The following is a 23143-nucleotide window of genomic DNA, read 5'->3' on the forward strand; positions in this document are numbered from 1 at the left end:
AGATTTGACTGTAAAACTGAAAAAAATAACAATATATGAAAAAGTTAAATATATTTTTTCTTCTCGGGCTATTTACATTGATTTTCGTTGCCTGCGACAACGACGACGACAAGATCAAACTAAATAGCGGAGATTTGGTGTACCCGTCGTTCACTATGGAGAGCGAACAAGGTTTTGAAGTGACAGCTTCTACCGATCAAACTCAGGAGATAGGTACATGGGAATGGAGCAAGGCTGCGTTTGGCCTAAATTCTCCTATAACGTATGTGGTTGTAGCCGATACATTAGAGTCATTTGCCACCGAAGTAGAAGTGATAAGATATACATCTTCCAACAAAGAAGAGCCTGTAACAATCAAATTGTTGAACGATGCCGCAGCTACTCTTACCAAGGAATCGAAAGAGGTGACACTCTATGTTACGGTGAAGGCTATTCTGGGCTCGTCGGGCAACACTGGTGCATTATATGCTTCGGAAAAGAAAGCTATTGATTTCACTTGTTATTATTTCAAACCGAAAGCGGCTCTTTATATAGTAGGTAATGGGCTTGTAGGATGGGATAATACTGAGGAAACCATTGGCAACAACCTACAGGTGTTCTTCTCTGACGATAATGGTAGCGGTACGCTTATCTATACATATACAGGCTACTTTACCGGAGGCAATGGACTTAAATTCCCTACTCTTGCAGGCGACTGGGATAAAGCTTATGGATATAGCAATGGTAGCCTTATACCTAACAATGGTGGCGGGGATTATACTACTCCGGCTACAAGCGGGCTATATACATTGACTGTCAACTTAAAGACTATGGCTTTGACTATGGAACCATATACCGATGCCGTTACATCTTACGAGAAAATAGGTATTGTTGGTGATGGAGCTAATGGATGGCCTGAAGATGACAATATTACAGATATTGCAATGACTAAATATGCCGAGCATGTATGGGTAGCAACAAATGTAAAACTTACAGCTGGTAAAGAAATTAAGTTTAGGGCAAATGAAGCCTGGACTGTTAATTGGGGTGTTGAAAGCGGTGAAGAGCAAGGCCTTCCGTTTACTGTAGGTAAGGTTAATGGGGATAATATCAAAGTGTTGAAAACTACTGAGTATTTTGTAGCCTTTAATGATATTACCAACCATATTATTGTAATACCAATGGATGACCTACCTAAAAAGACTGCTGAATAGGACGGTTATAGTTGATTGATATAGTAAAGGGTGGAGCTTGTGGCTTCACCCTTTCTTTGTATGGATTTCTGAGTCTGTGGTATTGTGTGTATAATAGGGGGTAGTAGAATCTGGAGAATTTCCTAACTGTTACTTATGCCAATCAGTAGTTTAACGTGAGTTCGATATAATAGTGTTTAGATATCAGTTAGTTATGGGTTTTTCTTATGAGCTTTGTGTAAAACTTTGTGTTCTTTGTGGTTAAATCTTATTTTTTTTACCACAAAGGGCACAAAGGAAAAGCACGAAGGGCACGGAGTTTTACTCCATATATTTTGGCAACCTATAATAAAAAAAAGTGACCGGGATATATCCGGCCACTTTGTATAAATAGAGTCTTAAATCTGATTATTCAGCTTTGTCTTGTTTTTTCTTCAACATACCCCAAGCAATAGGAGATGCGATAAACAGAGAAGAATAAGTACCTACAATAATACCGATGAAGATAGCGAATGTAAAGCTACGGATAGTATCACCACCTAACAAGAAGATGATAAATACTCCCAGCAATGTACTCATAGCCGTATTTACTGTACGTCCTAATGTTGAGTTCAATGCTTCGTTTACAGTTTCGGTAATATTGCGCTTAGGATATAACGTCCTGATTTCGCGGATACGGTCGAAGATAACCACCTTGTCGTTGATAGAGTAACCCACAACTGTAAGTATAGCGGCGATAAACGACTGGTCTATTTCCATCGAGAATGGCATTATTTTGTATAGAATAGAATATAGCAGGATAACGACTAGCGCATCGTGTGCTACGGCTGCCAATGTACCTACCGAGAATGCTACATCGCGGAAACGTATCAGGATATATAATCCCATACACAAAATTGCGATTATCACAGCTATTGTAGCCGATTTCTGAAGGTCTTCGGCAATGCTTGGTCCTACAGTTTGCGAACTTTGTATAAATCCGTCGATAGGCTTACTATCAAGATCGGCTTGAAGAGCTTTGCTCATTTTAGCTCTTATCTCGGTTTCTGCTTCATCGCTCGTGTTTTCTATCTTGTAGTTGGTAGTTATACGTACTTGCGAAGAAGATGCCGATTGACTTGCCGAACCACTCGTAATAACACGAACAGTAGAACCTTCAAATTCAGCGGCTAAAGCTTTTTCTACATCGGCTGTGTTCACTGTTTTGTCGAAGCGAACAAGATAGTTACGTCCACCTGTAAAGTCGATACCTCTGTTCAGCCCGTTGATAAGCATAGATGCTACACCGGCAATAAGTAATATAGCCGAGAAGATGATAATCTTCTTTGTCAATCCCAAGAAGTTGATCTTAGTGTTGATAAACAGGTTCTTAGTTATAGGAGTAGTAAATGTAAGGTTTCTGAACTTACCTTTGTTCAACATATAATCGTAAAACATACGGGTAAGGAATACCGCAGTGATGAACGATGCTATGATACCGATAATCAATGTTGTAGCAAAACCTTGTATAGCTCCTGTTCCGAATATTATCAATATTGCAGCAGTGATAACAGATGTTAAGTTGGCATCGAAGATAGCCGAGAATGCATGTTTGTAACCATCCATAATCGCCACTTTCGTATTCTTGCCTGCGCGTAACTCTTCTTTAGCGCGTTCGTATATCAATACATTGGCATCCACAGCCATACCCAGCGAGAGCACAAGCCCTGTTATTCCCGGCAGGGTAAGTACAGCCCCAAACGAGGCGAGGATACCCATTGTAAAGAATAAGTTGAGCAATAGAGCCGCATTAGCCACAAGTCCCGGTATGATACCATATGCCAAACACATATAGATCATGATAAGGATAAGGGCAAGCAGGAACGATATCATACCTGCGTCGATAGCTTCTTGTCCCAAAGATGGACCTACAACGTCTTCTTGCACGATGCTTACACCGGCTTTCATCTTACCCGATCTCAGCACGTTTTCAAGGTCTTTTGCATCATCTACGGTAAATCTTCCTGAGATTTGAGAGCGTCCGCCTTCTATGCGGTCGTTTACATTAGGTGCAGAATATACATATCCGTCGAGTACGATCGCGATAGCCTTTCCTTTTTCGGCTCCTGTTATTGTAGCCCAACGTTGCGAACCAGTAGTATTCATTTGCATATCTACTACCCATGCTGCACTGTTTTGTGCCTGGTCGGCTTTAGCTGATACAACAACTTCTCCGTCGAGGGCAGGGCCTTTCTTTATACCATCGCCGCGAAGCGAGTAAAGTGCGAAGTATGTTTCTTTTGCATCTTCTGCCTTGAAGCCCCAAGCGAATTTCAGGTCGCCAGGATACAAATCTTTATATTTGTTCAATATTGTGTTGACGGCAGATGTGTCGTTCTTGTGTGCAATACCTACCATCGGACCGTCAGGATATCTTTGTAGCAGTTCGCTCAACGGTTTCTTAAATCCAAGGTCTGCAACGTTTGCTGATACATTTTCTACTACTGCTGTAGAATCTGCATTTACCTGAACCGAGTCTGTTGCCACAGTGTTAGTGTTAGCAGACAGAAGTTGGCGGGTACGCTCGTCGAGAGATGCCCAGTAACCGTTAATTTCGGAACCGTTGTACGTTTTCCAGAATTCAAGGTTTGCATTACCTTGAAGCAGTTTTCTTACACGCTCAGGTTCTTTTATACCCGGAAGCTCTATCATAATGCGTTCTGCGCGGTTGTCCAGTTTTTGGATATTTGGAGCAACTACACCGAAACGGTCGATACGTGTGCGCAGCACGTTGAAAGAGTTGTCGGCTATACTTTGCAATTCGGTACGCAAAGCAGCGATTACTTTATCATCTTTATCCTGAGCTGTGATTTGCTGATCTTTTAGCTTTGTTGCAAAAACTCCGGCCAATTTATCATTGCCGTTTGCTGCTCTGAACTTATCAACAAAGATGGTGATATAGTCACGGTTACTACCTTTTTGATTTTCTGTAGAAGCTTCTTGCAGAGCGTTAAGGAACGCTTCGTTCTCGGAGTCGCCCAGTGTGCGGAGAACTGCCGCTGCATCTACTTCTACTATAACACTCATACCACCTTTGAGGTCGAGTCCGAGTCCGATTTCTTTCTCACGGCATTGTTTAAGGGTATAACCCATCTCATCCGTAAAGTTTAACCAGACGCGCTCAGTCGACATCGAATCCAGATAGTAATTGTATTGTCTGTTATACAACTCATCATACAGTTGTTGATCGCCTTTCGCATTCTCTGCAGCATAGGTTGTGGCAAATTCTACCGCTTTCTTGTCGTAACTTCTGGTTACAAACGTAAAAGACAAATAGAACAGACACACCAACACAAGGAGAATGGAAAATGTCATTACAAAGCCTTTGTTTTGCATCTCGAATTTTACTTTTTGTTATTTATATGTTATTTCTATATTTAATTCTAAACGCCGAAAACAGGCATATATCTAGTGCTTTTCATCAAAGACGCAAGCCTAATTCAGATATATACACACTTTCGAGCGTGCAAATATAATCTTTTATTTTATACGATTGATAATAAATATAAAGAAAAATATACAGGCCGGTGGCGTGTTTTTCGTTTATAATAGACCTGCTCCTTTACTGCCGGGATGCAAAAATGTTTTTATTATGAATAGCTTTACTTGGTAAAGAAGCAGGTTTTGTGACAAAAAAGATAGATGATAGTAGATTGCAACCGTTTATTTATACTACTCCCTGTGCTATCATAGCGCGTGCTACCTTCATAAATCCGGCAACATTAGCTCCTTTTACATAATTGGTATAATTACCGTCTTTCCCAAATTTGAGGCATTGTTCGTGAATGTTTCGCATTATGCCGTGCAGGCGTTGGTCTACTTCTTCTGCGCCCCACTGTATATGCATGGCGTTCTGGCTCATTTCCAGTCCCGAAGTAGCCACTCCCCCTGCGTTGACGGCTTTGCCGGGAGCGAATAATACTTGTTTTTCGAGAAACAGGTCGACAGCCTCGGCTGTGCATCCCATGTTCGACACTTCGGCTACACAGGTTACCCCGTTAGCGATCAGTGCTTCAGCATCTTTCTCGTTCAGTTCATTCTGTATGGCACATGGCAATGCAATGTCTACTTTTTCCACCCACGGTTTTTTTCCAGCGTGGAAGGTTGAGTTCGGGTATTTTACGGCATATGGGGCAACGATGTCTTCTCCCGAATCGCGCAATTCGAGCATATAGCCTATCTTTTCGCCGCTTATGCCATCGGGATCGTATATGTAGCCGTCGGGACCCGATATGGTGACTACTTTGGCTCCCAGTTCTGTGGCTTTCAAGGCTGCGCCCCATGCCACATTGCCAAAGCCCGATATGGCAACTGTTTTGCCTTCGATGCCGATATTTTTGGCTTTAAGCATTTCGTGGACAAAATATAATGCTCCGAATCCTGTAGCTTCGGGGCGAACCAGCGAACCGCCGTATTCGAGCCCTTTGCCTGTGAATGTGCCGGTATTTTCGCGCGCCAGTTTTTTATACATACCATACAGGTATCCTATTTCGCGTGCGCCTACGCCTATATCTCCTGCCGGAACGTCGGTGTCGGGGCCTATATTGCGCCACAGTTCGAGCATAAAGGCCTGGCAGAAGCGCATGATTTCGCCATTGGATTTCCCTTTCGGGCTGAAATCGGAACCACCTTTGCCTCCACCCATCGGCAGGGTAGTGAGCGCATTTTTGAAGGTTTGCTCAAAACCGAGGAATTTGAGCGAAGATAGGTTTACCGATGCGTGAAACCTCAATCCACCTTTGTATGGGCCGATAGCGTTGTTGAACTGCACACGGTATCCGAGGTTTACCTGTATGTCGCCACGGTCGTCTACCCACGGCACTTTGAAAGTGAATATGCGGTCGGGCTCTACAAGCCGTTCTATGATGCGGTGCTTCTCAAACTCAGGGTGCTGGTTGTAAACGTCTTCTATCGAAACCAATACTTCTTTTACTGCCTGCAAAAATTCGGACTCGCCGGGGTGTTTTGCTTCCAGAGATGATAAAATGCTATCTATTTTCATATTCTATAAGTTAAAATTGTTGACTAACTACACAAATATATAAATAAACGGGATATAAATGCTTCAAAATGTCAATTATTTTTTTCTGTTTTATAATATAAAAAGAGACGCGTTTTCTGTTAACAGCCAGCAGTTATCAGTTAGCAATATTTTCTTCTTCCCTATGTCTGATCGGCATGATTAATATGCAATATAGGATACTAGTTAAAGTTTTTTGCGTTTATCATACCTGTATAATAAGGTGAAATAGCTAAATTAGCAGACTGTAAATCTAAACTAAAATGGACGTATTAATTATTATAGGCCTTGTTTTACTCAATGGCATATTCTCGATGTCGGAAATCGCTGTGGTTTCGGCGCGCAAATCGAGCCTGACCAACGAAGCCAAACATGGCAACAAAGCTGCCCGGTCGGCACTCGATTTAGCCGGCAATCCGAATAAATTCTTATCCACTGTGCAGGTAGGCATCACCCTTATCGGCATCATCACAGGGCTCTATTCGGGCGATGTGCTTGCCGACGACTTTTCGCACCTGTTGGCAAAAACCGGTATGCCTACAGCTTACCAGTTGGCTGCATCCAAAGTAATAATAGTAGTGATAGTGACATATTTCACCATTGTTTTTGGCGAACTGGTTCCTAAACGCATCGGACTGAGCGCCTCCGAAAAGATAGCCAAGTTTATAGCCAAGCCTATGCACTATCTTTCGGTCGTAGCATCGCCGTTTGTATGGGCACTTTCGAAAAGTACATCTTTTATATTCAATATATTGGGTGTGAAAGATTCGGAGGCGAAAGTTACCGAAGAAGAGATAAAGACAATGGTAAAGGAAGGTGCGCAGGATGGTACTGTACAGGCTGTAGAGCAAGATATTGTAGAACGGGTGTTTACATTGGGCGACCGCGATCTGGAGTCGATAATGACCAACCGCAACGATATAGTCTGGTTGGATGTGAACATGAGCCATGAGGAGATAATAAGCATTGTAAACAGCCATCCGTTCGACAAATACCCTGTTGCCGACAAGAACCTCGACAATATAGAAGGCATTATCTATCTCAAAGACCTGTTTGGGAAAATGATCGACCCTGATTTCAACCTGCGCCAGCTGGTGAAGCCCGTGCAGTATTTTTACGAAAATATGGAAGTGTACAGCGCTTTGGAAGAAATGAAAGCCAGCCATTTGCAATATGCCCTGGTTTGCGACGAATTTGGAACGGTCAGGGGCATCGTTTCGCTCAAAGATATACTCGAAGCCCTTGTGGGTACGATACTCGACCCGCACGAAGAGCCCGATATCGTGCAACGTGCGGATGGAAGTTGCCTCGTAGACGGACAATGTTCTTTCTACGATTTTCTTACCTACTTCAAGAAAGGGGAGTTGTACAATAAATATGAGTATAATACAATCAGCGGGCTTATACTCGACTTGCTGGGGCATATCCCCAAAACGGGAGAACAAACACAATGGCATGGCTTCCAGTTCGAAATAATGGACATGGACGGCGCACGTATAGACAAATTACTGGTGTATCAGTTTTAAGTAACTGCTAGGAAATATCTCGTTTCCATTTTCAGAATTGTTTTAGAGATATCTTTTCGTTCGCGAAGCGATAGTAGCGGGCTACTCTTCTGTTTTTTTAGATGAAAACCAATTTGTTATATTTCCTAACAGTTACTAAGCAATTTTACGATAAAATATTGGATCAGTGAGCCACATATTTCAGCCCTACTACCGAAAGTATCAGTGTGGATATGAAAAATATCCGCATGGCACCGGCCGGTTCTTTAAATACCAAAATGCCGATTATAGCTGTTCCGGCTGCGCCTATTCCTGTCCATACAGCATAGGCTGTTCCCATTGGTATGGTCTGAGTGGCTTTCATCAGTAGGAGCATGCTGGCTACTATGCAGACAGCAAAAGCTGCATACCAGTAATATGTGTGAGGCGTAACTGCTTCTTTGGCCTTCGACAACGAAAATGTAAATCCTACTTCGAATGCACTTGCTAATAATAAGTAAACCCAGTTCATAATGTAATTTGTCTGTTATAATTAAATCTTTATTTTAGCTATTAGCTTTTTGTTTCTCAATTGAACAATCATTCAACGAAATGGCAAAAAAATCATCTCAACAATCCTATATATTGCAATAATGACTCTTCCAATTTATCTACCATGCTTCCGGCATCATCGTCGAGAACCACCTGAAACCAAACCCCATTGGTGAGGGTGTAAAGCTGATTGGCAGCAACCTCAACGTCAATACCAGGTTTTATCTCTCCTGCCGATATGCTGTTGTGCAAAGCCTGTTGCCATCCTGCTTTCTCTTTTTCTAAAGTGGCACGATACCTGGCTCTGAACTGCACATCGCGATGGATTACCTGATACGATAGGAAATGATAATTAAGTATTGTAACATCAGCTTTATTTGCCGATTGTGAAGCAATATTCATAATGGTTTTCTCTATCTTCCTGAAACGCCTGCATATAAAATCGGTAAAGCCTGACAGGTTATAATTCTTCGTTTTCCCTAAATTGAAATCGAATATTTCGAGAAAATATTTTTCGGTAACCTGTATAAACAGCTCTTCCTTGTTCCTGAAATAATGATAGAGCAAACCGCGCGAAAGTCCGCTAGCCTCCTGTATGTCTGATATAGATACTGCATCGAAGCCTTTTATCAGCAAGAGGTTGAATGTTTTTTGCAATATGGTATCTTTCGCTTCCATTATTGAAATGCTTATTGAATAATCGTTCAACGAAATTAAAGCTTTTTATTCATACCGGCAATTTTATTTTAACCGACAAACTTAATGTGAAGAATATCAATAAATTGAAAACCGACCGAAAATATAGCCTAGCTTCGGCCCATACAAAAAGAAAGCCCTACACACCACGTGTAAGGCTTTCCAGGCAACTATAATAAAAAACACTATAAAACTATTTAGCCTACGCTAAACTTATATCTTTGTCGAGGTAAACATCCTGTACCGCATTTATAAGCTCTACACCTTCCTTCATTGGACGCTGGAATGCTTTGCGGCCAAGTATCAGTCCCATACCTCCGGCACGTTTGTTTACCACGGCTGTGTAAACCGCATCTTTGAGGTCGGCAGCACCGTGCGATTCGCCTCCGGAATTAATCAGCCCCACACGCCCCATATAGCCATTGGCTACCTGATAGCGGCAAAGGTCGATAGGGTGGTCGCTCGACAGTTCGGTGTACATACGTTCGTCCCATTTGCTGAAATTGATCGCTTTGAAACCACCGTTGTTAACCGGCAGTTTTTGCTTCACGATGTCGGCTTTTATCGTTACACCGATACGGTTTGCCTGACTGGTCAGGTCGGCGGCAGAGTGGTAGTCTACACCATCCTTCTTGAAGTTACTGTTGCGCAGGTAACACCAGAGGATTGTAGCCATTCCCAGTTCGTGTGCATATTCGAAAGCACGGGCAATGTCGACTATTTGCCTGCGGCTCTCTTCGGAACCAAAGTAAATGGTTGCACCCACCGCTGCGGCGCCCATGTTCCAAGCTTCTTTCACTGTGCCGAAAAGTATCTGGTCGTACGAAGTAGGGTAGGAAAGCAGTTCGTTGTGGTTTATTTTTACTACGAACGGTATTTTATGCGCATACTTACGTGCAACGGAGCCCAGTATGCCATAAGTAGATGCTACGGCATTACATCCGGCTTCTATGGCTAGTTTCACAATGTTTTCGGGGTCGAAATATATTGGGTTGGGTGCAAACGAAGCCCCTGCCGAGTGTTCGATATCCTGATCGACGGGCAAAATGGATAAGTACCCGGTATTGGCAAGCCGGCCATGTCCCAGCAGGCGTTGAAGGCTGTTGAGAGTTGGTATGTTCCTGTCTGTGTCCATCCACACACTGTCTACTATATTGGGCGAAGGTGCATGAATCAACGATTTGTCTATTGTTTTGCTTACATGGCCCAGCAGATACTCGCTTTGGTCGCCCAGGATTTTTGTAATATTAGAATGTGACATATTTAATTATAATTTTAGTGTATATTGTTATTTTTCGATTAAAACTTTATTGTAAACAGACTGCTTGTTATTATTTTTGTCTTGATGTTGAAGTGCAAAAGAAGACAGGTGTTTTATTACTTCAACAAACTAAGAGAACAATTCCGGTCTTCTATAATTAAAACAAACAACACCTGTTTCTGTTTTTAAAAATCCGGCATATTTCTTTTAATGAAAAGATTATTTAACAAAAAACCTTATTTATAACCTGTCAAAATAACTAAAAAAACAAATAATTCTGTTATCTTTGCTTAGATAGACAAAAGGGAATAACTTATTCGTATTAATTTAACAATATACAATACATTATGCTACATGAATTTACGCTTTCGAGAGGAAGAGCGATGATTAATTTCACATTGAAATATTGCGATACAAAGCAAAAGCTTCTTAATAGTTATGGTTTCAAACGGGTAGTCGAATCTTTTATAAAACAAGTATTGAAAAAAGACGAGCGTATTATCTATAATTATTATATAGACTCTTTTGGCAGCGAAGACGATGCCGTAGAATCGTTTATCGAAGTGCTCAAATTGCTTACTGTGTTCGAGATTGATGAAGTGGTAGCTGTAGACAATAAATATTCTAAATTTTTCGAAGATAAAGCACTTTTCATAGAAGTGACTGACTTGCTGTTTGCTTATTGGAAACGCCTCGAAAGATATACAATAGTAAGAAATACACGTGTGGGTGACGGTTTGCAGAACGTACGCTTCATACAGGCAAATAATATGTTCAACGACCTCCTGCTGTCTACAGGACGCCGCATACAAGCCACTGTAAACGGGCAGGAAACACGCATCTTCCGCCAATCGACCGCCGGAGCAAATGCGGGGCTTACGCTAAACGACGTGAACTGGAACTGCCCGGTAGAATACAAGGGGCTGGCATCCATTCCGTTTATCAGTACAGTAGTATTCCAACCGCCATACATATCGTACACCAAACGCAATACACGCGACGGTATCTTCCAGGAACATCATCAAAACCCGCTGGAAAACGTGGTTCTCAACGAAGACGATTGGTTTGTATTCCCTGCCAAAGTGGGCAATATGCTTACATTCGTATATTTCCACAAAGACTTTATGGTACACGGCATAGGGGTTGCCAACCTGTTTGAGATAGCTACCGAAACAGAATACATCGGCAAGAAACCGGATATGATTTATGTATTCGGATATCCTGACGGCTATGAGGAAAAACGTACTTTCTACTACAAAGACAAGAAAAACGACATACTTATCGGTTATGCCAACTACTGCGACGATATAGACTACTTCGGCTACATGAAGAAAATGTTGCTTACCCTGCACAATGTGAAGCAGATAGAGCAAAAACGCCTGCCTATACACGGTGCGATGGTAAACATCGTGTTGCGCAACGGCAAAGAGTCGAACATCATCATTATGGGCGATAGCGGTGCAGGAAAATCGGAAAGCCTCGAAGCATTCCGTACCCTCAACGAAAACTATATCCGCCATATGCGCGTGATATTCGACGATATGGGCTATCTGAAAAAAGAAGATGACGGAACAATCAAAGCTTATGGTACAGAGATTGGCGCATTTGTGCGTGTCGACGACCTCGACCCGGCTTATGCCTTCGAACAGCTTGACAAAGGGGTATATACCAACATGGACAAGGTAAATGCCCGTGTTACCATTCCTATTTCCACTTACGAAATCATATCGAAGGGCTATCCTATCGACTACTTCTTGTATGCCAATAATTATAATGAAGCCGACAAAAAAATCCTTATCTACGACGACCTCGACAAGGCGATAACGGTATTCGAAGACGGTGCACGCAAAGCCAAAGGAACCACCACCGAAAAGGGATTGGTAAAATCTTACTTTGCAAACCCGTTCGGCCCTGTACAAGAACGTGCAGAAACCGAAATATTGGTACGCGAATATTTCAACGATATGAAAGATGCTGGTGTGAAAATCGGCGAAATGCACACATCGCTGGCGATAGAGGGCAAGACTAAAGACGGACCTCGTGAGGCAGCAGAAGAACTATTCGACTTGATAAACGAATAAATATTGACTTTATTAAAGAAGTAGCAAACTAGCTTTGCTTACGAGTGGCCGGAGGAAAAATCTTCCGGCCACATTCTTTTATTACTCTTAACACACAATTAAAGAAATGTTTAAAGAATATAGATTGGCGTCAGACGGTTATTCCAAAATCACGGTCAAAACAAGTCCACTTCCGGTATAATAAATGATTAAAAGAACAAAAAAGCTGTACGTAAATTTTGCGTAAAGATGTCTTGTATTTCTTAAATATCGCAGATTTCAGTATGCTTTTTATTATAAATTCGTGTAAAAAATATAAATAATAGCGAAATTAAATAAAAATAACAGGCTTTTTTGTCGAAATCAGCAAATTATAAGAAAAAGCTATATATTTATTTCTGGTTTATTTTGTTGTATTTTCTCTACTTTTGCCAACAGAGACAATAAAACTACGTAAATCATGAAGCAATTATTCATTCTAAGCTTTTTAAGCTTCCTAGCCCTAACTATGTCCGGACAGGTAACTATTGGTGCCGATATACCTCCAGCGAAAGGCGCTCTACTCGACCTGAAACAAACTGGAAATAGTGAAGAAAATTCGCAAAACGGGCTTTTACTACCTAAAGTACTACTGACAAAAAAAGCCCATCTTTATCCTATGTTCGAAACGGGAGCATCTGATTACACCGATGAGCAAAGAAAAATACACACAGGGCTTATTGTATATAACCTGACCAACGATCCCGAAGAAGATCTTTGTCCCGGCACATACGAGTGGAGTGGCAAAATATGGGAAAGGCTCTCATATCCCTGTACTTTCTTCGAGTTTCTTTGTTCTACAATATCTGTCAGCCAGTATTATCAGAATGTAAACATCCCATTCGAAAAAGAACTTACAATCAAGTACAATTCCGGGTTCAGCAAGAATCTGACGACCCCTATTGAGCATTCGTACGACAACGGACTGACCATAAAGGTTGCGCCGCAAGCCATCACACAAGGTGTGAATCAAACGTTTACCTTTACTATATCGGGCGACGGTAATACTCCGGCAGGCATATATGTACTCCCCCTGATTGATCTGCAAAGCGAACTGGATATCAAGTTTTCGTCCAATTGTTTGCCTACAGTTATCATCAGTGCGCCAACACTCGATCTTTTTTGTGCCGGCGTATCGGCAGAAGCAACAGCAGGTGTTGCTCTCAACACCACAGTGCAAGTACCTTATAGCCTGAGCAGGGCTCCCTATACAGTGCCGGCAGGAAACATAGGGGCTGTCATCAATGGTATAACCCCTAGTATAGCTGTCGAACAAACGTTATCGACGCTTACAGGTAATATAACCGTAACACTGACCGGAACGCCAACCACCACGGGCAAAATATCGGTGCCGATAACAATAGGTGGTAGCAATTGTAATATCGAGGTAAATGTGAAAGCTCCATTCGAGTTTATTTGCTCAAGCCTCAAGACAGGACAATATACAGTCAACGAGCGTACAGTGTTTGAGGAAGATAATGAGATAAAATACAATTCGTCTATACAAAAAGTGATTACAACGCCTATGACGCATACATACGGCAACGGGCTGAGTATCACCATTCGTCCGCAAACCATCAGCCAGACTACAAACGGAACCCTTTATTTTTCGGTGTCGAGCAACGGAACAGCGCCACGGGGTATATATTCACTTCTGTTGTCGGAATTGTCGAGCGATCTGGGCTTCGAGATATCGTCAACCAATTGTGCAGTGTCAGTTGTTGTTTCAGCCCCTCAGGTCACTTTGTACTGTAATACAACGTCGACACCTACGGGCGAACTGGGAGTGTATATGAAAAAGGCTGTAATGGTTCCTGCTGTTCTCGACAGGATTCCATATACTTTGCCGGTGGGCGATATAGGCCAACCAGTCAGTGGCATTACTCCGCGCATAGCTTCGGCACAAACCCTTACATCGCAGGCCTCTATAATAATGGTAACACTCGAAGGCACGCCAACCAGCGCCGGGCTAATAGCTATACCTATAACAATAGGAAATGCTAGTTGTTTTATCAACTTGAATGTAAGCGCACCTTTCCTGTTGAATTGTAGCGATATATATATAACCGGCTTTGTAAACCAAGATATCGGTGATACATCGCAGCCGGTCACCATCCCTTATACAATGAGCAGCGGATCGTTTGCTCTGCCTGCCGGTGATATTGGTAAGATATACGGAGTAACAGCATATGTAGAAGCACAAACATTATCAGCTCCGTCGGGTTCTATTACAGTCAAGTTTAGGGGAACTCCTACACAAACACTCGACAAGGTACCGTTCCCTATCGATATACAAGGAAATTCATGTTCTATCCACCTATCCGTTATCAATCCGCCTACAATATGCCCTAATGGATCTATTGCCAAAGCGTTTGTATTCAAGCAAAATAACAAATGGTATGTGGTGACCGGAAACGGCAGTTACAATATTTCTGCGAGCGAATTTATGCCGGTAGCATCCACAATAGAGTGCAATAGCGAAGAGGAAGCTCTGAGGCATCCTGATGCGCTCCAATATTGCGGCAACATAACAGATCCGAGGTGTATCCGGTTGTTCGACAGGCATGGAGCTTTTGTAACAAATGTCTATATGTCGCAACGAAGCGCAGCATGGAATAATAGTGGCGGATTGGCAGAAGCGAATACTGGCTGCTGGAACACAATAAAAGCATACAGCGGAAGTAAGATAGAATCGGTTCAGTACAAGGTCGGATATTTGGGGGCCGTCAATCTGTCAAACGGAGTAGGATACCTGGGTACTATAACAGGGCAGGAAGCTATTTTGACTGATAAACCTCTGAGATAAGAATGTTGAGATAATAATATGATGACGCTGTCACAGAGCACTTTTAAGAGGGTGTGTCCTTTTCGACACACCCTCTTTTTATGTGTTTAATTTGCCGTATCAGAGATTCTTTTCCAAGCGTCCGATTCTCAATCAGCCATTCCTCTTACACTTTCCATCAGGCGAATAAATTCGCGGCGGTATCCTTGTTTGTCATTTCCTGTTCCCGACCGGGCTAAAGCTATAGCTTTGTCGTATGTTGCATTGCCCTTATAGTCCGATTCCTTTATCAGTTGGCTAAACATAGCTACCGAAGCGGCAAAACGGAAATCGTCGGATACATCATTCCTATTATTATCTACCAAGGTCACCTCCATTTTTTTGCTTTTATTCCTATCCGGTTGCTTATACCTAACCTTTACGGTAAGCAGGTCGGGCAAAAGGCTTTTTCCTATTTTCCGATTGCTTGTCGGCTGGTCTTCATTCTGATATTTCAAAGGGTCTACATTGCCTATCATGTTGCTTTTTACACCTACGGGAACCACTTCGTAAAATGCTGTAACGGTATGGCCTGCACCCATTTCTCCGGCATCTTTGGTGTCGTCGTTGAAGTCCTCTTTATTCAGTAGGCGGCTTTCGTAGCCTACCAGCCTGTAGGCCTGTACTTTGGTTGGGTTAAATTCTATTTGCAGCTTTACATCTTTGGCTACTGTGTACATCGTAGAGCCAAATTCGTTTACAAGTACCTTGTTGGCTTCCTGCAGATTGTCTATATAGGCATGGTTACCGTTTCCTGCTTGCGCCAATGTTTGCATCTTACTATCTTTATAGTTACCCATGCCATAGCCGAGGATGGAAAGGAATACGCCTGATTTCCGTTCCTCTTCTATCAGGGTTTTCAGACCGTTGTTGCTGGATACTCCTACATTAAAGTCGCCATCGGTACAAAGTATAATACGGTTGTTGCCTCCCTTTATGAAGTTCTTGCGTGCTATTTTGTAGGCCAGTTGGATGCCTGCTCCTCCGGCCGTAGAACCTCCGGCTGTGAGATTGGCGAGAGATTCTTTTATCTTCTGCTTATCGGCTCCCGATGTAGAAGGCAGCACTTCCCCAGCGTTGCCTGCATATACAACGATGGCTACACGGTCTTCCTCCCGCAGGTTATTTACTAACATTTTTAGGGATGTCTTCACCAGTTCGAGACGCGTAGCGCCATACATAGAGCCCGAAACGTCTATCAGGAAAACAAAATTGGATGCGGGCAGGTTGGCCGACGGCACATTACGTGCTTTAAGTCCTATTTTTACAAGGCGGTGCTGCTCATTCCAAGGGCATGTCCCCACTTCTGTCGAAATCTTTACAGGGTCTTTGCCTTCGGGTTCGGAATAGTTGTAAGAGAAATAGTTTACCATCTCTTCTATGCGTATGGCATCTTTGCGAGGCAGGTCGCCACGGTTTACAAAGCGACGGAAATTACTGTACGAAGCTGCGTCTACATCTACCGAAAACGTAGAGAGGGGTTCTTCTTTTGCCATGCGGAATTTGTTTTCGGTATATGATGCATATTCCTCGTTATGAGTTCTGTCGCGATGTGATTCTACTATTATAAATGCCTGTTCTTCGAGTGGTGCTTCCTGAACTATCATTTTGTGTTCCCGCAGTTCCACAATTTCTACATGTTCTATTGCATCATCTACCGAAATCTGGACAGCAGACCTGTTAGAATTATAATCTGCATCTTTGACTATTGTAGGAGGTACAGGTTTTAGGAGTGGGGGAGATGGCTCTTCTTCCTGCTTTTGGCTGGGGGGTATCTCTTTATTTTTTAAATAGTTGTCTGTTTGCTGGATTTCGGCACGGACTGTATTCTGATCTTTGTCATTTTGCTTATTGCTATTACATGCCATCAGGAATAACGGGAGCAGGACTAACAGTAAAATTTTTTTCGTTTTCATATCCTTTTGTGTTTAGTTAAAATTGTTTCTTTTTATAATAGAATCAATTCTTTAGGATATTCCATAACCGGGTGTCGATTTTTTGTTTAGCCGGCTGTTATTTACAATAAGTTTAAATTAGAAGGAGTGGTGATTGATATAAAGCATTGTTATACAAACGATTTGTTTTTCAGTGGGGAGAGGCTATAGATATAAACAATAATGGCATTTAAAATATCTACTACCGTGTATTTTGGTCGAACAAAAAAACTAGCTATATTTGCTATGTCAATATATCAAAGTTAGTAATAAATAAAAAAAAGAAAATCATGGCTTACGTAATTAATGAAGATTGCATTGCTTGCGGAACTTGTATCGACGAATGTCCTGTAAACGCAATATCTGAGGGCGATATCTACAAAATCGATCCGGATACTTGTACAGATTGCGGAACTTGCGCTGATGCTTGTCCAACTGAAGCAATCCATCCTGCATAACAATCAGGAATAAATATCTTGTCCGGGTACTTGTCGGATAGGAAAAAGATATTAAAAACAGATAGCTGCAATGCAAATTGCGGCTATTTTTTTCTTTTAGTTTATCTATACTGAGGTACAGGGAAAGTATTCCCATACATTTTTACTACTTTTGTGCAGATAAAAAAATGAAAACATTGTGGTATCTGTAGAAAGTTTAACAGTTGAGTTCGGAGGGTTTACCCTGTTTGATGATATATCGTTTGTCGTAAATAAGAAAGAACGCATAGCCCTCGTGGGCAAAAATGGTGCGGGAAAATCGACAATGCTTAAGATTTTTGCAGGATTGCAACAGCCAACAAAAGGAAACGTATCATTACCCAAAGACGTCTCTATCGGCTATCTGCCCCAGCACATGACGCTGAAAGAAGGCAATACGGTTATCGAAGAAGCTTCGTTGGCATTTGGCCACATCCATAAGATAGAAGCCGAACTTCAGAAAGTAAACACACAGTTGGCAGAACGTACCGACTACGAATCGGAAGAATACCACAACCTGATCGAACGGTCTTCCTATCTTAACGAACAATTTCTGATGTCGGGGGGGAATAACTTTCAGGCGGAAGTAGAGAAAACTTTGATGGGGCTGGGTTTTATGCGTACAGACTTCGACCGCCCTACAAGCGAGTTCAGCGGTGGATGGCGGATGCGTATAGAATTGGCGAAGTTGCTTTTGCAACGTCCCGATGTATTGTTGCTCGATGAGCCTACCAACCATCTGGACATCGAATCTATACAATGGCTCGAATCGTTCCTTTCCACACGCGCCAATGCCGTAGTGCTGGTGTCGCACGACAGGGCATTCCTCGATGCTGTCACGCAACGTACTATCGAGATATCGTTGGGGCGTATTTATGACTACAAAGTCCCTTACTCTAAATATGTGGAGCTGAGAAAAGAGCATCGCGAACAACAGATGCGTGCCTTCGAGAACCAGCAAAAACAGATACAAAAGACAGAAGAGTTTATCGAGCGTTTCCGTTATAAAGCGACCAAAGCCGTGCAGGTGCAGTCGCGTATTAAGCAACTCGACAGGCTGGAACGCTTGGAGGTGGACGACGAAGATAATGCCATGCTCAGCCTTAAATTTCCTCCTGCGCCGCGTTCGGGTTCGTATCCGGTAATAGCCGAAGGTGTAGACAAACGTTATGGAAACCATCTGGTCTTTAGCAACGTGAATCTTACGATACACAGGGGCGATAAGGTTGCATTTGTGGGAAAGAACGGAGAAGGTAAGTCTACTCTGGTAAAATGCATCATGGGAGAAATAGATTTTGGCGGAAAGCTGGAATTGGGGCATAACGTCAAAATCGGCTATTTTGCCCAGAACCAGGCACAACTTCTGAATGAAAACCATACTGTATTCGAAACCATAGATTATGTGGCTGTAGGAGATATACGTACAAAAATAAGGGATATTCTCGGTGCTTTCATGTTTGGGGGCGAAGCTTCGGACAAGAAAGTGAAAGTGCTGTCGGGAGGAGAGCGTAGCCGTCTGGCTATGATACGCCTGCTGCTCGAACCTGTCAACCTGCTTATTCTCGATGAACCTACCAATCACCTCGATATGAGGTCGAAAGACGTATTGAAAGAAGCGCTGAAAGAATTTGACGGCACGGTAATCGTTGTTTCGCATGACCGCGATTTCCTTAATGGGTTGGTAGATAAAGTTTACGAGTTTGGCAACCAGCAGGTAAAAGAACATCTTGGTGGTATCTATGAATTTCTTGAAAAGAAGAAGATGGATAGCCTGAAAGAGTTGGAAAAGAACGATGTACCTAAAGCCAAGGCCACGGAAACAGCAGAAGAGTCGAAACCTGCAAGCAAGCTATCGTACGAAGAGCGTAAAGAACTATCGCGCCAGATAAAGCGTATGGAAAAGCAAGTTGCCGAAATAGAACAAGCTATAGAAGACAAGGAAGCTGAGGTAAAACAGATAGAAGAACAATTGTCTACGCCCGAAGGTGCGGCCGATACAGCCCTTTTCGAAAGGCATGGGGCATTGGTTAAAGAATTGGATGCAGACATGTCGAGGTGGGAAGAGTTGACATTCTCGTTAGACGAACAAAGAAAGGAACTTGACTGATTTTAGCGAGTCTCTGGAAAATATAAAGGAAACCAAGACGTTTTATATAAATAAGCAGAACCGTATTGCATGGTTTGTTGTTGTATAAGCGGATTTATTTGTATGAAGAAAACTTTATAAAAAACAAAAAACAATGAAAAAGTATTTAGCAGAAATGATCGGAACGATGGTTCTGGTATTAATGGGATGCGGTGCAGCCGTATTTGCAGGAGCAGGCCAACCTTTTGCATCGGTGGGAACATTAGGTGTAGCGTTTGCATTCGGATTGTCGGTAGTAGCTATGGCATATACTATAGGCAAGGTGTCGGGTTGCCATATCAATCCGGCTATCACGCTGGGTGTTTACCTGTCGAAAAGGATGTCGGGCAAAGATGCTGCGATGTATATGGTCTTTCAGGTAATAGGTGCTATTATCGGTTCGGCTATATTGTATATCCTGGCAAAAGATTCTGGTTCGACAACTACCCTGACCGGAGCTAACGGATTCGCTGAAGGTGCTATGGTTACAGCCTTTATAGCCGAAGTGGTGTTCACGTTTATCTTCGTATTGGTCGTGTTGGGAACTACTTCCGAGGGTGGTGCCGGAAACTTTGCAGGTCTGGCTATCGGACTTTCCCTTGTGTTGGTTCATATCGTATGTATTCCCATTACAGGCACATCGGTGAATCCTGCCCGTAGCGTAGGCCCAGCTTTATTCGATGCAATAGAAGGTGGTAAGGCTCTTTCTCAACTGTGGTTGTTTATCGTAGCTCCGTTTATAGGTGCTGCCCTTTCTGCCATCGTATGGAAAGTAGTGGATACAAATAAGGCTTAAGGCATAAAAATCTATGAATTATAATGAAGGTGTCCTAATCGAGGATGCCTTTTTTTGTTATACGCTGTGCTTTAATTGGCAAGTTTGATATTTTCTGACAGGCTCTTACACTCTACACAAGAAAATTTTAAAATAATTCATATTAAGTAGAATTGTTTTGAATTTTATTCTACCTTTGTCCCCCGTTGTGGTGTCATTCTTTACATCCGTAAAAAGTGATTAAAAGGGAATCAGGTGCAAATCCTGAACAGACCCGCTGCTGTGAGTTCTTAAAATGTTTTACACAATTCTTATGCCACTGGATTAAAATCTGGGAAGGCGTGTAAAATGGAACGAGTCAGAAAACCTGCCAGAACGAGTGAAGTAAAGCTTTCGAGGAATAAGGCTTAGAGAACTTTTGGATTTGTATAATTACATATCTATTCTTTTTCTTTTCATTTGTCATCGGAAGCCCCATTGTACAGATAGTATAGCTGAAGATGAGAATATTAATTGCAATCACATTTATTTCTTTATTCGTTCGGGGTAGTTATGCCCAGACAAACGACAGTATAAAAGCCCATCGGCTGGGCGAAGTTGAAATTTCGGCAGCCAACAAGCCTTCCGAAGCCTTATCGGCCACTCCTCTGCAAGTGATAACCAGCGAAGAATTGTTGAAACAAGGCATTCAATCGGTGTCGGATGCCGTACGCCGTTTCAATGGCATCGTACTGAAAGATTATGGCGGCGTAGGCGGACTGAAAACGATTGCTATCCGTGGCATGGGTGCAGAGCATACGGCTGTGAGTTACGATGGTGTTACGATTAGCAATGTACAGTCGGGACAGGTAGACGTCGGACGTTTTTCCCTTGATAATATATCGGCCGTATCCCTCAATATCGGGCAGTCGGACGAAATGCTGCAAACGGCAAGGGCATTGGCTTCGGGTGGTGTTTTAAACTTGCAAACATCAGCCCCCCGTTTTCGAAATAAGAGTTACAGGATACATTCTAAAATTACAGCAGGTTCGTTCGGGTTGTTCAATCCGATGGTAGATTATGCGCAGAAAATCGGCAAATCGTCTTCGCTTTCAGCAAATGCCAGTTGGCAACGGGCAGACGGCAACTATTCGCTGTCGGAAGATATTGACAAACTGATACCCGAACGCAAACGCAAAAATAGTGATGTGGATATTTTCCGTAGCGAGGTTAATCTCTACACGGATATGGGCAATGCAGGATTGCTGAAAGCCAAAGTATATTACTTCGATTCCGAACGGGGATTGCCCGGCGCAGTTATTCTAGGCAACGATTATTCGGTAGAACGTTTGTGGGACAAAAATGCTTTCGCGCAGATATCGTATGATAAGAAGTTTGGTTCCGGCTTTCACCTAAAGTCGAATGCTAAATACGATTATGTATATACCCGCTACAGAGACGACAATGTAACTAATAAATACAAGGAACAAGAGGCGTATCTGTCTAACTCATTGCAGTTTGATGCTAACCGGCATTTTTCGTTCTCGTTGGCCGAAGATTTGTTTTTCAACAAGCTGGATAACAAAATACAGCAGTTTGGCGACAACCTGCCATACCCTAAACGTTACGCTTCGCTGTCGGCATTTACAGCCAGATACAATAATTCATTTCTTACCATCACAGCCGGGGCATTGGCTACTTATATTTCGGAAGAGGTGAAGAATAACTACGGAGATAATAAATATAAAAAAATATCGCCGTTGCTAAGTATTTCGTACAAGCCTTTTGCCGCCACCAATCTGAGGTTGAGGGCATCGTATAAACATATATACCGCGTGCCTACTTTCACCGAATTATATTATTCGTCGGTACATAAAGTTCTGGATCCCGAATCGGCAAAGCAATTGAATGTCGGGCTAACGTGGGTAGGGGCAATAACCAATACGCCGGTCGATTACCTGAACTTTTCGGTAGATGGGTATCGCAACAAGGTGGATGATAAGATCGTAATTATACCTAAAACGTTTCTGGCTACAACAATGAATGTCGGCAATGCCGATATAAAAGGAATAGACGCCCGTTTGTCGGCAAATGCTACCATAAACAAGAAATTCGGGTTGAATATGTCATTGTCTTACAGTTTTATGCAGGCACAGGATGTAACCGACAAAGAAACCGAAAGATACAAGCACCAGTTGCCATATACTCCAAAGCATTCGGGTGCCGCTACGCTTACTTTTGTCAATCCGTGGGTAGAGTTTTCTTATTCGGTAGTTGCAGCTTCCGAACGCTATTCGCTCCTTATAAACGAGGCTGACAGTAAGGTAGACAGATATACCGACCATAGTATTTCCCTGTACAGGGAGTTTAAGGTGAAACAAAGCCAAATATATCTGCAAGGGAATGTATTGAATTTGTGGAATAAGTATTATGATATAATTGCATATTATCCTATGCCGGGGCGGTCGTTTAAAGTTACTTTGGGTGCAAGATTCTGATATAATTTTATCTATAGGGAAGCCACCTAAATCCCCCACAGGGAACTTCGGAGCAAAGCCTCGACAAGAAAAAGTAACATCCGAGAAATATAAAAAAAAGTGTTACATGTGCTAAGTACATGACAAAAATAGGGAAAATGGGAAAAAATGACTGATAATAAGAGGGATATTATTTTGAAAAGACCTTGATTTTTAGTATCTTAGAAAGA

Annotated in this window: 13 protein-coding genes, 1 pseudogene and 1 riboswitch; of the genes and pseudogenes, 8 read left to right on the forward strand and 6 right to left on the reverse strand. The window is 42.4% G+C overall.

Going from position 1 to position 23143, the window contains the following annotated elements:
• The first annotated feature begins 35 nt into the window (after positions 1–35).
• Positions 36–1193 carry a SusE domain-containing protein gene (locus D0T57_RS04550; protein WP_163271333.1) on the forward strand — a complete coding sequence of 386 codons (1158 nt, stop codon included), beginning with the start codon at positions 36–38 and terminating at the stop codon, positions 1191–1193.
• A 387-nt stretch (positions 1194–1580) separates the two neighbouring features.
• Here the strand turns inward: D0T57_RS04550 and secDF are convergent, their stop codons facing one another.
• Positions 1581–4547, reverse strand: a complete 2967-nt coding sequence (secDF, locus tag D0T57_RS04555; protein ID WP_163271334.1) for a protein translocase subunit SecDF — start codon at positions 4545–4547, stop codon at positions 1581–1583.
• A 331-nt stretch (positions 4548–4878) separates the two neighbouring features.
• Positions 4879–6213: an NADP-specific glutamate dehydrogenase gene (gene gdhA / locus D0T57_RS04560; protein ID WP_163271335.1), complete on the reverse strand. Its 1335-nt coding sequence runs from the start codon at positions 6211–6213 to the stop codon at positions 4879–4881.
• Between the two features lie 281 nt (positions 6214–6494).
• Here gdhA and D0T57_RS04565 point away from each other — a divergent pair, with 281 nt between their 5' ends.
• Entirely contained in the window at positions 6495–7757 is a 1263-nt protein-coding gene (locus D0T57_RS04565) for a hemolysin family protein (RefSeq protein WP_163271337.1), read from the forward strand.
• 163 nt (positions 7758–7920) lie between these two features.
• On the opposite strand, the gene D0T57_RS04570 is transcribed toward D0T57_RS04565, so the two are convergent.
• The 3 genes from D0T57_RS04570 to D0T57_RS04580 form a co-directional block, all read right to left on the reverse strand.
• Entirely contained in the window at positions 7921–8247 is a 327-nt protein-coding gene (locus tag D0T57_RS04570; protein WP_163271339.1) for a multidrug efflux SMR transporter, read from the reverse strand.
• Positions 8248–8339: 92 nt separating this feature from the next.
• Complete coding sequence (locus tag D0T57_RS04575; protein WP_163271341.1) at positions 8340–8945, reverse strand: TetR/AcrR family transcriptional regulator; 606 nt, start codon at positions 8943–8945, stop codon at positions 8340–8342.
• Between the two features lie 220 nt (positions 8946–9165).
• Positions 9166–10224 carry a class I fructose-bisphosphate aldolase gene (locus D0T57_RS04580; RefSeq protein ID WP_163271343.1) on the reverse strand — a complete coding sequence of 353 codons (1059 nt, stop codon included), beginning with the start codon at positions 10222–10224 and terminating at the stop codon, positions 9166–9168.
• 347 nt (positions 10225–10571) lie between these two features.
• Between D0T57_RS04580 and D0T57_RS04585 the strand changes: the two genes are divergently transcribed.
• Together D0T57_RS04585 and D0T57_RS04590 are read left to right on the forward strand one after the other, a co-directional pair.
• On the forward strand, positions 10572–12305 hold the full coding sequence (locus D0T57_RS04585) for a phosphoenolpyruvate carboxykinase (protein WP_163271345.1): 1734 nt from the start codon (positions 10572–10574) through the stop codon (positions 12303–12305).
• Positions 12306–12744: 439 nt separating this feature from the next.
• Positions 12745–15129, forward strand: a complete 2385-nt coding sequence (locus D0T57_RS04590; RefSeq protein ID WP_163271347.1) for a hypothetical protein — start codon at positions 12745–12747, stop codon at positions 15127–15129.
• A gap of 128 nt (positions 15130–15257) precedes the next feature.
• On the opposite strand, the gene D0T57_RS04595 is transcribed toward D0T57_RS04590, so the two are convergent.
• Positions 15258–17063, reverse strand: a complete 1806-nt coding sequence (locus tag D0T57_RS04595; RefSeq protein WP_163271349.1) for a VWA domain-containing protein — start codon at positions 17061–17063, stop codon at positions 15258–15260.
• Positions 17064–17371: 308 nt separating this feature from the next.
• Between D0T57_RS04595 and D0T57_RS04600 the strand changes: the two genes are divergently transcribed.
• The 4 genes and pseudogenes from D0T57_RS04600 (at position 17372) to D0T57_RS04615 (ending at position 22934) form a co-directional block, all read left to right on the forward strand.
• On the forward strand, positions 17372–17539 hold the full coding sequence (locus tag D0T57_RS04600) for a DUF362 domain-containing protein (RefSeq protein WP_006799560.1): 168 nt from the start codon (positions 17372–17374) through the stop codon (positions 17537–17539).
• A 178-nt stretch (positions 17540–17717) separates the two neighbouring features.
• Complete coding sequence (locus D0T57_RS04605) at positions 17718–19664, forward strand: ABC-F family ATP-binding cassette domain-containing protein (protein WP_163271351.1); 1947 nt, start codon at positions 17718–17720, stop codon at positions 19662–19664.
• Between the two features lie 112 nt (positions 19665–19776).
• Positions 19777–20478 (forward strand): annotated as a pseudogene (locus D0T57_RS04610) (MIP family channel protein); the annotation flags it as partial.
• 171 nt (positions 20479–20649) lie between these two features.
• Positions 20650–20847: riboswitch (cobalamin riboswitch) on the forward strand.
• Positions 20848–20957: 110 nt separating this feature from the next.
• Positions 20958–22934, forward strand: a complete 1977-nt coding sequence (locus tag D0T57_RS04615) for a TonB-dependent siderophore receptor (RefSeq protein WP_163271355.1) — start codon at positions 20958–20960, stop codon at positions 22932–22934.
• Positions 22935–23143: the final 209 nt, after the last annotated feature.

The sequence above is a fragment of the Dysgonomonas sp. 511 genome (assembly GCF_010501105.1).
Lineage (GTDB): Bacteria > Bacteroidota > Bacteroidia > Bacteroidales > Dysgonomonadaceae > Dysgonomonas.